The sequence below is a fragment of the Pontiella sulfatireligans genome, assembly GCF_900890705.1.
Lineage (GTDB): Bacteria > Verrucomicrobiota > Kiritimatiellia > Kiritimatiellales > Pontiellaceae > Pontiella > Pontiella sulfatireligans.
Map to the genome: position 1 here is coordinate 1,825,323 of NZ_CAAHFH010000001.1, position 13,468 is coordinate 1,838,790.

At 52.8% G+C, this 13,468-nt stretch carries 7 protein-coding genes; 1 reads left to right on the plus strand and 6 read right to left on the minus strand.

The genetic code is table 11. From position 1 onward, the window contains the following. Nucleotides 1-108 precede the first annotated feature (108 nt). The 6 genes from SCARR_RS06205 to SCARR_RS06230 all read right to left on the minus strand — a co-directional run bounded on the left by SCARR_RS06205 (nt 109) and on the right by SCARR_RS06230 (nt 11,710). A complete protein-coding gene (locus SCARR_RS06205; RefSeq protein ID WP_136060635.1) occupies nt 109-3,246 on the minus strand; it encodes an endo-1,4-beta-xylanase in 3,138 nt (1,045 codons plus the stop codon). 120 nt (nt 3,247-3,366) lie between these two features. Continuing rightward, entirely contained in the window at nt 3,367-5,241 is a 1,875-nt protein-coding gene (locus tag SCARR_RS06210; RefSeq protein WP_136060636.1) for a hypothetical protein, read from the minus strand. A gap of 102 nt (nt 5,242-5,343) precedes the next feature. Further along, a complete protein-coding gene (locus SCARR_RS06215) occupies nt 5,344-6,825 on the minus strand; it encodes an alpha-L-fucosidase (protein WP_168433053.1) in 1,482 nt (493 codons plus the stop codon). 131 nt (nt 6,826-6,956) lie between these two features. Beyond that, the gene (locus SCARR_RS06220; RefSeq protein WP_136060638.1) at nt 6,957-8,318 is read right to left on the minus strand and encodes an alpha-L-fucosidase; all 1,362 of its coding nucleotides are present in this window, start codon (nt 8,316-8,318) and stop codon (nt 6,957-6,959) included. A gap of 16 nt (nt 8,319-8,334) precedes the next feature. Then, complete coding sequence (locus SCARR_RS06225) at nt 8,335-9,723, minus strand: sulfatase (protein ID WP_136060639.1); 1,389 nt, start codon at nt 9,721-9,723, stop codon at nt 8,335-8,337. 229 nt (nt 9,724-9,952) lie between these two features. Next, nucleotides 9,953-11,710: an alpha-L-fucosidase gene (locus SCARR_RS06230; RefSeq protein ID WP_136060640.1), complete on the minus strand. Its 1,758-nt coding sequence runs from the start codon at nt 11,708-11,710 to the stop codon at nt 9,953-9,955. 184 nt (nt 11,711-11,894) lie between these two features. Here SCARR_RS06230 and SCARR_RS06235 point away from each other — a divergent pair, with 184 nt between their 5' ends. Continuing rightward, a complete protein-coding gene (locus tag SCARR_RS06235; RefSeq protein WP_136060641.1) occupies nt 11,895-13,367 on the plus strand; it encodes a DDE-type integrase/transposase/recombinase in 1,473 nt (490 codons plus the stop codon). Nucleotides 13,368-13,468 lie beyond the last annotated feature (101 nt).

Here is a 13,468-nt window from a genome sequence, read left to right on the forward strand (position 1 = left end):
ATAGTGAGTAATACAATTCCGCGTTTCATACTTTTCTCCTCTACCCGATCCTGTAATTCCTTTTTACATTCAGATTTCTTTAATAAGCAAAAAATACGTCTATGCCAATTACGGTGTGAAGGTGATGTTCAAGCGAATAAACGCTTCCGTTTCCGTCAGCGGCACCCGGTTCGTTGCCGACTCAAATCCCGTCACCGGGCCAGCCCCCCGTCCGACAACCTCAACGTCGTTGGTGCTCCACACACCACTGACCAGGTTGGAGTTCGACTCAACCGCATAGCTCAGGCCGCGGGCCGCAGCTTCCGTAACACCCCATTCAACATGGATATACTGCAGATAACTTCCCTCGATCGACTCAACCGGAAGATTGGCCGCCCCGCCGATGGCATATGTAACGAGATTGTTCACGCCGTCCCCATTGGCATCTTCGAGCAGGTTGGTATTTGAACCGTGTCCCTGATCCGCCAGCCAATCGCTGTATAGCGATGAGGGGTTGTCCGAAATTGGATTAAGCCGGGCAATCTGGATATTGTCGATATCCATGTAATCGCCAGGTTGCCAGAGATTGCCGCCGTTCAGGGCCTGGAACTGCACACGAAACTGCTCAAAGCTGAATCCGGCATGCAGCGCCATCTCACCGGGCAGATGTTCGACTTCCGCTCCGCCCCCCAGCGTGGTGTAGGCCCGGAAAGAACCGAGCGCACCCGTGTTATCAAAATCGTAGACCAAACGAATATGCAGATTGCTTAGAGAAGTCGTACCGTTGACAACCAAGCTACTTGTAGCACCACCGGTTCCTGTGCCGGCGGTGAGACTTAGGTTGAACACCTGGTTCTGATAGCGCAGAAGAGCCCGGTTGTCCTTGTCGCCGAGAGTCACGTCACGGATCCCGAATCCACCTTGGGCGAACGCCGTGTTGGTAAACGCATAGCTGTTACTGAAATCAGCGGCCACCACATCCCAACTCACTTGGATCATGCCGTTGCTGATGCCAAGATAAGATGCACCCGTTTTCCCAACAAAGAACCCCTCATCGGCCACTCCTGTCGCGGCGAAACGAGCCATTTCATTGATCACAGAGCCCATTGCCCCCCCGCCCAGAGTGTCCCCATTCACGGAACTTTCCGTACCAGCGGTGTCCAGGGCGACGCCATCGGCTGCTCCGGTGAAGGCCCATGTATCCAACTCTTCGACGGCGAGTGGGTTCAGATCAACATCATCGAGCATCACCACCGTGGTCTGGTTGCTGAGTAGTGTGTATTCGACGGGATAATCTTTGCCGTCATAATGGACGGTGATGTCGTAGTCGCCCTTGAAGCCGCGAACCGATGTTTCGCCAGCGGCGTCGGCTGTGGCAGACTCCTCGGTAACGTAACGAATGCGATGGAGGTAGTACCAGACCAGCCCGTTCAACTTGATGGTTCCATCATAGCTACACATGGCCCAGTCTTCCACGGTCATGTAGGTCCAGGCCGTCAACCCCGCGACCAGCGGATGACTGAAATAAGTAGTCAACGTCTCTTCCGTAATCTGCGCACGCAACGTTTCATCTACAGGGAACGTGTCTTTCGCGCGAATCTCAAACTCCGTTCCAACCATTGGAAGACCATACCGGTCTCCAAAGTCATCCAGACGGTCATAAATCACATCCGGATCGAGATAGCCACGCGTCATGCGACTCTGGAATCCGATCCGGGAGAGCGGAGCGTCGTTGGCTTGAAGGATATCGAGATGACTCATCATCGTGTCGCGGCGGCTGGTATATCCCGTTGGGTTTATGGAAACCGGTTCCGCAGAGATTATGCCATATTCGTTCAATAAATATCGGCATTCCGGCAGGACGGCATTATTGGCCCCAATTTTGAACCATTCGGCCATCTGGTCCCAGCCAATCAGATCCTGAATGCGGTGATTATCGCGAGTTTCGTTAATGACGTCCCACTCGTAGACCGGCCATAGCGAGGCCCATTCTGAGATGTCGGCTTGGATCTGGTCTTTCAGTTCTTGTTGCAGTGCCGGCTCGGCCAACTTGGCTTCTTGCTCACCCACCACGCGGGCATTCGCAAAAGCCAGGCCGCATACCGCCGTATTTCCAGAACTATCGTGCGTCCAGATGCTTTCGAGTGCGGACACATTATTAAAATAAGAGTGAGCCGACTTTCTCTTCGAGTTCACCAGCACCCATTCGGCCGATGCGGGATAGATTCCGGCTACATAGGTGGAAACCCCCTCCAGCAAAATACCCGAGGAAGTTCCGGCAAAGCTATACGAATTGGTCAACCCGGACACATCGGACTGACTCGATGTAACAATATCCAGCAAACTGATGGCTCCGCCGTCGGGACGAAGGTGATAGACCACCACGCTTGAATAAGCGGCCTCCCTTGAAATATCCACCTGAACCGTTCCATCCGCCAGCACATCGGAAATCCAATAGCCGACACTCGGCCCGGTTCCCTTGGCGCGATCAAATAGGATCGACGAAACAGATGCCGTCCCACTGAAGGTCACATTGGTTTCAAGCGGTTCCGTCCCGACATTGGAGCTCCAAAGTACCACCACCGTATCCCCGGCGAGCGCATCAACGGTTGCAATCACTTCATTGGTAACAGCTGCCGTACCGTACTGCTTAGATAAATAGACATGATCCCAAAGCGTTTCAAGGGCCACCACTTTTTCCGTCACAGCGGGGGTCATATGGGTTCCGCCCGGCCACATGAGCAAATGCCCGCGAACCGGCATATTGATGCGTTGCGCCCAATCAAAGAATCCCGGCAAATAGGCCTCAAACCCGCTTCGGAGTTTCTGCTTCAGTCCGTTGTTCAACCCCACGCCATTGTAGAGTTTTTGAAATATTTCCTGATAGCGGTTGGTGCTGATTCCTTGGAGATTATTGTCGGAATCGGTCAAGTCTCTTACCCGCAACACCCCCGAAAAGTGAAAGTCGTGGTCCTTGAGTTTCACGTCAACCTGCGCGCCCTCGATCGAGACCCCGTTGACATCGACCACCTGGATATCGAGATCGGCTTTACGGTGTTGTTCAATCCGAGCCTCCGCGTCGACACGCCATTGCGGCACGACATCCGGCTTGACCAGGTCGGCAATTTGCTGTTGCTCGGCGGGCGTCAGCACCACACCCAGATCATCCGCATACTGCTGCACTTCTTCCGGTGTAAGCGTTGCCGCCTGAACCGCAAGAGAACCCAAAATAGATAGTGTTACGATAAGATACCGGACGATGTTCATGTTCTACCTCTTTAACTTGATACGCTTTGACACGAATGGCGCAATATAGTTCAAATCCCAGTTTTCACCGAAAAAGCCCCGGCGTTTCCGCCGAGGCTTTCGTAATGATTTACCGCACGCTTACGGGGTAAATGTAATGTTCAGACAAAGAAACTTCACATCAACATCTGTTTCAACCCGATTCGTTACCGCGTTATAACCAGATACGGCCGATGCACCGCTTCCAACAAACTCGATACCCGTTGTGGTCCAGTTCGTGTTCACCAAATCCGTTCCCACGTTAAGGATAGAGGACAGTCCACGATCCGCCGCATCATCACGCTCGAAATAGACATACTCGAGGTAGTTGGTTCCGCCCTCGCTCATCTGCGATTCTACCGGGGTATTACCCTGGTCAGCAGGATTATCCGGTGCACCACCGAAAGCATACTCGCTCAGGTTATCGAGCAGATCACCATCCGCATCATCGGTCAAATTAGTGTCTGCCCCCACCGTGTAATCAGCCAGCCAGGATTCATAGGCTTCTTCCGGTGTTTGATCACCCGTCGCAGGATTCAACTTAGCAAGCGTTATGTTATCCATCTGCATCGTGTCGCCCGCCTGCAGATAGTTTCCTCCATTGATGGTTTGGAACTGCTGACGGAACTCACCGATCGTCTGTCCTGCATATACGCCTTCGACCGCTGCGGTTTGTTCTGCTCCTGCACCAATGGTGTAAAAGACACTATAGGTTCCAAGATCCATGTCCAAAACCTGACGAACATTAATGACATCACTCGCAACGGTTCCATCTTCCAACACAACCGTTGTGTTGCCACCTGTACCTGTGACCGTCAGCACAAATTGGTCAGTAGCACCAGAATAACGAGCCAGTGTGCTCAGGTCGTGGTCAGATCCGTCATTAAAACGGAATCCGAAACCTGCCTGAGCCGACGTGTTACTCGCCGCGGTATTCACCATGTCCCACGTCGTCATGTCAAAGGACACTTGATAGACACCCGTCGTAGCACCCGCATAGGAAGCATGCGTGAAGCCCTTAAAAGCCGCTCCGGTTCCCGCAGCGAACAAGTTGACGGTTTCACCTTGGATATCGACACCTTTTGCCACGGCACCACCCAGTGTAGACCCGGTTCCTGTGGAACTAGGCACGGTACCCACAGCAGCGCCGTCCACTCCCCCGGTGAGGTCCCAGCTCTCGAGCAGTTCAACTTCTGGCGGTGGCGCCGGTGGGCCCGGCTGGAAGGTTTCAATCGTCCACTGGTCGATTTCCACAGTACATTCAGGCTCGAAGTCTTTGTACATCATGCCAATCCGGATTTTATCCAGCTCAACAAAATTCGTCTGATTAGTGTTGGTCAATCCAAACGCACCATCCACGGCGCCAAGCTGCCAAATTGTATCCACGCCTTCGCGCAGGTAATAGGTTGAATAGGTGTCGGTCTCCAGATCAATGTCCATTCGCAATTGAATCCCCGTCCAACCGAGCGCGGTCATATTCAGATTGGTGTCTGAGCTGATTTCAATCGTCGTCTGCAAATCATCTCCATACACGGTATCCGCTTTCATCTGCACTTGATTCCCCGGGCCCCCCACCTTCAGGTAGAGGAAGGCCATCTTGGAACCGTCCCCGATTCCAACGCCGATGCCTGAGTTATAGGTCGTCTCTGCATCAAAGTTAAAATCATTAAACCGAACCGTGGACCGCAGGATTGTATTGGACGTCCCCGCGTAAAACGTAGACCCTAACGCAGCATAGGCCGAGGTATTCGCCGGCGCCATATTGCTCCAGACCAGTGAACTCCCATCCGTTGCGCCATAGGCTTCCATTACGGAGTTGGGACTAAACGTCCCGGTTCCGCCAGCGCCATCGCTAACCCCATCGAGCGTCGTGCCTGCTGTCTCATTAAACGTAATGTCATTGACGACCGATGTCTGCGCGGATGCACTTATCGCCGCCGTCATGAGCGCCATTGTAATCCCAATAAACTTCTTCATAGCTAACCTCATGTTATATGTCTTTCACTCACACCATCCCGCAGTCCACTGCAGAACAACAATTCATCAACAAATACTGATTTATCTCATATACTCAAAAACTTACTCCCGGCCGGTTACCACATCCGCCACGTTGACCGCACCGCGCAGTCGCTTGGACGATGAGGTTGCAAATAGTTCCCGCACCGTGACGGATGTAAACTTCTTCGTTTTCAGCTCAGCCAGGACAGCATCGAGTTCAGCCAATGTTTTTACTTCAAGAATGGCTCCCGGAGCCAATGCGTCCGAAGGTTCTACTGCCGTGAGCCCCAGATAATTGAGTACCGGCCAGGTAAAGTCATCGTATTCATATTCGGGTGCCCGGAATACGACCGGTGATTGGGTGGTGCGCAGTTGCTTCTGAACGGAATCGACCTCATTGCGTACCAGACGGGCATTGGTTTTTCCGGTGATAACGGAGGATTCTTTTGAACCGTTTCCGAGTTCATGACCAGCCGTTACGAGTTCACGAAGCAATGCTTTCTCTTTTTTGGCAGACGCTTCATTTACGAAAAAGGTTCCTCGACATTGCGCAGCTTCCAGACGCGCTGCCGCAGTTTTCAGATTGTCAGGACTCCAGTCTGGCGCAAAGATAAGGGAGACCTGATTGCCTTCAACGGCAACCTTCGATACTGGTCCCCGTGTAATATCGTACAGCTCGCTGTCGGCATGCGACACTTCGGCCGGATCCCACATTTCGCCTACCTGCTTCAGCACCGCAACGGTTTCAGGATGCAATACCCCGGTTTTTTCCGGCGCACAGTTCAGTAGCAGGTTGGCATTGCGATCGTTCAGCGGACGCAGCAGTTTGTTTACGATATAGTCCGCATTCCGCACCGGAACACAGGGCGCTTCCGGATTGGCAAACCAGCCGTTGTTCAGCTTATCGCATACTTCGGTCGCCACAGTGTTATCAGGAGCAGGCAGCTCAAGCGAATACGGATACTCGTACCCGAACAGATCTGAGTCTTCCATGCTGCTGGAATTATTAGCGATAACCAGGCAGTTCGGCTGTAAGGAATGAATATGCGCTTTAATCCGGCGCCATGCACCTGGCGTCATCCCGCCTTTGTCGGTACCACTCTGATCGATCCAAACCAAGTCGACATCACCATAGTTTGTAAGCAGTTCCGAGAAATGAGTTTTAACCATCCCTTCGGCATCAATGGTTCCGGTTGCGTAATCTTCATGCGGCAGCGTCTGATAGTTTTTCCACTGATCCCCACCCCACAGCGGGAAGCAATAGTAGAAACCGACCTTCAGGCCGCGGGAACGGAATGCATCAACATATTCCTGAACGACATCTGCTTTTCCATCTTTATAGTTCTTGAACCAGGTCACATCACGATCGGATGTGGCGGTATCCCACAGGCACCAGCCGCCGGTATGCTTAACCGTCAATACAGCATATTTCATTTTTGCTGCAACCGCCGCATCGGCCCACTGGCCGAAATCGAGGTTATCCGGATTAAACAGCAGCGGATCCTCCTGACCGCTGGACCAACCGCCCGGCACAAACGTCGACATGTTAAAATGCATAAACATGCCAAACTTCCAGCTCAGAAACTCGTCTTGCAGTGCATTTAGGTCACGCGCGTCAACACGGGAACCCATTCCCGAGAAAACACCTGCCAGCAATATGCATATCAACCTAGACATCATTATTATTTACTCTGCTAATTCTGTGAAATTTTTCCGGACTTGCCTGTGTAGAGATCAATCGCTTCATCCAGTTCAACTTTGATTACTCGGCCCAGGCCAATATCCAAGTCATCAGGCACATCGAGAAAGCGCGAAGGCGGAACGTTGTTCCATGGCGCGCCGCCGGCATTTTTTATATTCACTTCTGCATCGGGTGCACCGAGTACGGAAATTTTCTTCGGCGTGTTCTGAAGCCCTTTGAGCATCAGGCCGTTCACCGGGTCACTCGAAACAAACAGGTAGAGCGTTTTCCGATCCTTGGAAATCGTGCTGCACCCCGCATAGTGGTTTTTATGGATTCCGGCGGTGCTGCCATAAACCGCTTCACCGTTTAGCTTCAGCCACGCACCGATCTGGCGAAGACTGTCCTGTTGCCATTGAGGTATCGTGCCGTCCGGTTTGGGGCTGACGTTGAGCAACAGATTACCACCCATCGCTACCGTTTCGCTCAACAGTTGAATAAGGTATGGCGTATCGATGTGGTTATTAACCGAAGCTTGCATCCGTTCGCTATATCCCCAGCCCGGACACATGGTCATGCACAGTTCCCACGGTCCGTTCAACTGGGCAAATGGAATCCCCTGCTCCGGCGTATCATAATCTCCATACTCGCCCATCCGGGCATTCAGTATCACATTGGGAGCCCACGCTTTGAGTTTTTCGCGCATGCCTTTCATGTCCCAGTATTCTTCGGAAACATCCCAATCGCCATCAAACCAAAGCAGATCAGGCTGATACCCGCACAGCTCTTTCAACTGCGTGTCGTTAAACGTGCGAAACCGCTGCCAGGCCTCCGTAGAGTCAGGTGTTTTCTTTTTGGCATCCGTTTTTCTCATTTTACCGATCGTGCCGTAATCCTTGTTGGCCCAATCCAGCCATGAAAAATAGAGACCCACTTTTAACCCCTGCTCGCGGAGGGCTTCAGCATACGGTTTCACCAAATCACGTCCCGCCGGGGTTTTTCCGATCACATCCAGATCACCTGCCTGGGTGTCCCACAGCGCCATGCCGTCGTGATGCTTGGTGGTCAAAACCGCGTAGCGGGCCCCCGCCTCTTTGAACAACTTCGCCCAGGCCTCCGGGTCATAATTTTTCGCAGTGAACGAATCGCCCTGCTTCATGTAGTCTTCAAAAGTGATCTTGTTGTTGAAGATGGGCCAGGACGCTCCGTCGCCATTCACCGAATAGATGCCCCAATGGATAAAAATACCGAACTTCGCATCCTTAAACCACTCCATCTCCGGAGTGAAGCCCCCCGGAACCGTTTCCCGTTCTCTAGCCTCACCACTCAACAAAATCAACACGGTCATAGCGACCATTAGCATCATTGCTTTCATTTTCACCCCAGTATTATCAATCTAAAGCATAGTCAGGATTTAACGTGAGTTCGGGGGCTCCAACCTCTTTTTCCCACCGGCGCAGCTTTTGCGTCAACTGCTGCATTTTTTCAGGATGGCTTTTGGAAAGATCGTGCTCTTCCTTCGGATCATCCTTCAGGTTGTAGAGTTCGAAGGTGCTGTACTCGACGTTTTCCCGCAGCTTGAAATCGCCATCAAAAATGACGTTGCGCCAGGGATATTTCCAAAGCTTGGTTTTTTCGTTGTAGGCTCCGTATTTCGGATAGTAGCAGACAATGGAACGAGCTGGCAGCGTCTTGCTTTTCCCGGTCAGCAACGGCGTCAGCACTTCGCCGTCGAGCGGATGGTTTTGAGGGCGCTCCACTCCGGCCAAATCGAGGAAGGTGGGATAGAGGTCAACGTGGGTGATCCGTTCAGCGCACTCGCTCCCTGCACCGATCTTTCCCGGCCACTTAAAGATGTAGGGAACCCGCAGGCCGCCGTCGTAGACATCGCCCTTCTGCCCGCGATAGCCGCCGACGAGATCTGCGCAGTATGATCCGTTGTCGGAGGTGAAGATAACGATCGTATCCTCTTCGAGATTCATTTCTTTCAATGCCGCCATCAGCCGACCCACACAGTCGTCGAGATGCTTGGTCATCGCAGCAACTACCGGAACGTTCTCCGGCTTGCGGCTGATGAACTCCTGTCCCTTGAGCTTCTTTTCAAAGTGGTCGATATAATCCTGCCGGGTTTCGAACGGGGCGTGGACGAGGTAGTACGGCATATAGAGAAAGAAAGGCTGCTCTTTTTTAACGGATGCCTTCATGAATTTAATCGCCTCGCCGGTGAAGTATTCATTGGAGTCCATGCCTTCCGGCAGTTTCAACGGCGGATCGGTACGGCTGTCGTCATAATGCCCTCGGCAAACGTACGCCTCGTCGAAACCATGATAGCGCGGGTGCAGCTCATTCTTATAGTTCCCTGCGTGCCACTTGCCATACATCGCCGTCGCGTAGCCGTTGGCCTTGAACTGCTCGGCAAAGGTAACTTTATCCAACTGCAACCCAGTCAGTTTCGGAACAATATATTTAATCAGGTGTTCTTTTCCCCGGTGATGCTCCATCACCCGGTAGCCGCCGGTGCGCGGGGCATACTGCCCGCTGAGAATCGCAATGCGCGAGGGTTGGCAGGTCGGATGATCAGCATATCCATTCGTAAACTTCATGCCCTCAGATCTAAGCCGGTCAATGTTCGGCGTTTCCAGCCAATCCGTGCCGTAGCAATGCAATCCGCCATAGCCGAGATCATCCGCCAGAATAAAAACCACATTAGGTTGCGCCCACAGCACCGCAGGCATCGCCAAAGCCAGTCCCACTATCCACATACCGAGTTGTCTATGCACGTTCTCCTCCAAATTTTTATAATACAACACATATATATCTATAAACGTATTGTGTCAATTTTTTTGGACATTAAACCCGCTAACAATCCATTTTTGTTATATTTTTGTTATATGTCAAATTAAACACTAAATGATAACAGCCCCATTTTTCAATTAAATGAAAAAAGAGGCCGGTTCAAACCGGACGTTGCACCACCATAGACAGCACCCTATACTTTTCTGCCAACGTCTACAAACGGAAGGCTTCTAACTTCAGGAGGTTCGGCTTTTGCCCAAAAGCGTTTTCGAGGAAACGAATGCGTAGCTTCGAGGTGGTTGTTTTCGGTGCTTTCAGACTGAAGTCCATACCAATTTGCCCGCCTTCAAAGAGTGATTTCCATTCTCCGTTCGCATCGTACTCGATGACGAATTTACGGGTGGAACAGTTCCGAATCTGCTCAGCCATGGTGATGTAGTTGAACTCGGCCTGCTTACCGAAATCAAATTCCAGCCATAGATCCTTATCGTTCCCTTGGGCGGACCACCAGCCTTTGTGTTTCTTACCTTCCACAAAGTTGCCCTGTGCACGGCCCATTAAGGTCTCCACGCTGTTGCGTCCGGTCTGAGCCGACGAGGCGGTCGCGGATGCTATCTCAACCCTGGCGCCATCCGGTACGGGCTCAATTACGGGAATATTAGTCGCGCGTCCTTCCACGGTCAGCACAACGATATTATCGATCGGATCAACGTTGGCCGGATCAAGTTTGATGGTCATGGTATTGCCAGACTGCTCCAGTTCAACCTTTCCACCGCCCAATACTTCGCAACTAGTCACCTTCACAGGCAGCGCGGGAATGGTGATTTCAGGTTTGCCCGAAAACTTCGGCAGAATGTGCAGGTAGATCTTGTTGTCCTTGCGACAGGTGACGCCCCATGGAGCGGGCTTGTAGGGTCCACCGGTGGTTCCGTAAACGCTCTCGCTGTTTTTTCGCATCCATTCGCCAATAAAGCGGTAGTTTTCTTTTTCGGGCGAATTGATGGTTCCCTCTGGAGTCGGCCCGGTATTCAGCGCAAGATTACCGCCGGAGCCAATGCACTGAATCAAAAGACGCAGGCAGGTCTGATAGGTTTTCACGCGCTTTCCACCGGTCCACGACCAGGCTTCGCTCATCGTTAAATTGGTTTCCCACGGACGATTGATTTCAAAGTGACCGATTTCCTGTTCCGGATTGTCATAATCGCCGTTCACCGAAAATTCACCCGGCATGCCCCCGCCCCAGCGGCGATTGATGACAATACCCGGCTGCAGCGTGCGGCACATCTTGAGCATGCGCGGCGTATCCCACTGGTAGTATTTTGTGCCGAGGCCGTCAAAGAACAGTCCGGCAATCGGGCCGTATTCCGTGAGTAGCTGTTCCAACTGCTCGAACATATATTTGCGATAGCGGTCGTTGTTGTCTGTCAGGCAATCAGGATGAACCCAGTCCGGTTGCGAATAGTACCAGACAATCTTGATGCCATACTTATGACAGGCACCGGCAAGCTCTTTGGCAACATCGCGACCAAAGGGCGTATTGGTGATTTTATACTCCGTATTCTTTGCATCAAACATGCAGAAGCCGTCGTGGTGCTTAGTGGTGAAAATAAAATATTTTGCCCCCGTATCCTTCACCATGCGAATCCATTCGTCGGCATCGAAATCAACCGGATTGAATGTTTTATAGAGGTTGTTGTATTCCTCCTCCGGCACACCGGAATTCGCCTGTTTGCCTGCACCGGGCCGAGGACCGTTCCGGCCCCAACTGGCCGGAACTTTGGCCAGACAATACGGGCCCCAATGCATGAATACACCGTACCGTGCTTCCATCATCCAATCAATCGCGTCTGGCTCGGCATAAATGGTTGGCTTGTATTCCTCTGGCATCTCATCGTATTTCACATCGCTCGGATTGGCCTGAGCCAAACCTGTCGCCAAACAAGCGACCAAAAGGATTGTGCGTTTCATCATTTTCTCCTTATCAATTATTTGTTTCTGTCAAATCTTCTGTTCGTTTTCTGCTCTAAACTACTTCTCTTACGGGAGTTGATGCATCCGGCATCTTCTCCCCCATTTTATTCCGAGTTTTGATTGGGTAAGATGGGGTCGTTCCAAAGCCCTTTTGCCACACGCAAAAAATGCATCGGAGGACCCCATGAAAAATGATCTATGGAAACTGCTTCGCTGGGTATGCCGCAGGCTCACGTACAACGATCTGGCTTCGGTGGTGCCAGTACTGCTTGAAGTACTCAACGGATCAAGGCAAGACATCGAACTCAAACCACAGGAGGTGCGGCCTCCGCACTACCGGCAGTTCCGGGTCGATCCGACCCCTCCGCTATGCGATCCCCGGCCAGCGCCCGAACCACAAAAGGACTGGGAAGAAATACGGGGCGATCACCTCCGGGCAACGGGAAAAACAATCGCCATTGTGAAACGGAAAAAGGGAGCGCCAACACCGCCTGAGAAATGCCGTTGCCAGCACTGCCATGCCCCCGTGCGATATCTCTACCTCAACAACGGAAAACTAGGGTCGCAGGTGAAATGTAAAATCTGCAAAGGAACCTCGCCAACCGACAAGCCCCGACGCGAAAGCAAGGCGCGCTACTGGTGTCCGCACTGCGGCTACGCTCTCTTCAAATGGAAAGAGGATGGCCTGTGCACCGCCTTCAAGTGCCCGAACGACCATTGCCCTGTCTACGAGCGCAACCTCGCCGAACTCACGCCCGAAGAGCGCGCCATGCGCAAGGCCGGAAGCACCAGCCAGTTCAAACTGCGATACCTCTTCAGGGAATATCACTTCGCGTCGGAAAAGCTTCCGCTCAAGCGCCCCGAAGACGCCCCGGTCGACCTCAACCGCATCCACCACAGCCTGCATACCCTCGGGCTCTGCCTCACCTTCTCCATTAGTCTCGGACTCAGTGCCCGGCTCACCGCCCAGGCACTCGAGCGCGTCTTCGGCATCTGCATCTCACACCAAACCGTCATCAACTATATCAAAGCCGCGGCCTGCCAGCTCGCCGACTTCACCGATGAAAACAGCCCCGTTCCCGAAGGAACCTGCGCGGCGGACGAAACCTATATCAAGGTCGGCGGAAAGACCCGCTACACCTGGCTCGTCATCACCGAAACGCGCCGCGCCATCTGCGGCTACAACCTCTCTGAAACACGAGGGGCCGAACCTGCGCTCGGACTGATCCAAAGCATGTGCGGCCCGCCGGACGCGCCCAGAGCAAAAGCCTTCGAACTCGTCACCGACGGCCTGCCCTCCTACGACAGCGCCACCATCGCCTACAACACCGCCGCCATCAAAGAAGGCGGAGAAGCGATCTTGAACAAACGCACCGTCATCGGACTCAAGAACCTCGATCCCGAAAGCGAAGCCTACCGCGTCTACAAGCAACTCATCGAACGGCTCAACCGCACTTACAAATACCACACACGACCACGGGCCGGGGTCAAGGAGTTCGATGGAGCCGCGGCACTAACCACGCTCTTCGTCACCTACTACAACTTCATGCGACCGCACGGCAGCCTCGGCGGGCATGCGCCCGTCGCGCTCGCCTGCCTCAAAGGCAAACGGCTCTACCCCGACATGTGGGTCGAGCTGCTTCGGCAAGCCGCATAAACAATCAAAACTCGGATGTCAAAGAACACGAGGCCTTCGCCTCAGCTACCCACAGCCCCGCTGTGCGCCGCCGCCCTCATCAGGGCTAAAAAACAACAATC

What these genes read in the sequence shown, in the direction of transcription:
- SCARR_RS06215 (WP_168433053.1), bottom strand. Translation starts at nt 6,825, where the DNA reads ATGTTTATGCATTTTAACATGTCGACGTTTGTGCCGGGCGGTTGGTCC.
- SCARR_RS06205 (WP_136060635.1), bottom strand. Translation starts at nt 3,246, where the DNA reads ATGAACATCGTCCGGTATCTTATCGTAACACTATCTATTTTGGGTTCT.
- SCARR_RS06220 (WP_136060638.1), bottom strand. Translation starts at nt 8,318, where the DNA reads ATGAAAGCAATGATGCTAATGGTCGCTATGACCGTGTTGATTTTGTTG.
- SCARR_RS06210 (WP_136060636.1), bottom strand. Translation starts at nt 5,241, where the DNA reads ATGAAGAAGTTTATTGGGATTACAATGGCGCTCATGACGGCGGCGATA.
- SCARR_RS06230 (WP_136060640.1), bottom strand. Translation starts at nt 11,710, where the DNA reads ATGATGAAACGCACAATCCTTTTGGTCGCTTGTTTGGCGACAGGTTTG.
- SCARR_RS06235 (WP_136060641.1), top strand. Translation starts at nt 11,895, where the DNA reads ATGAAAAATGATCTATGGAAACTGCTTCGCTGGGTATGCCGCAGGCTC.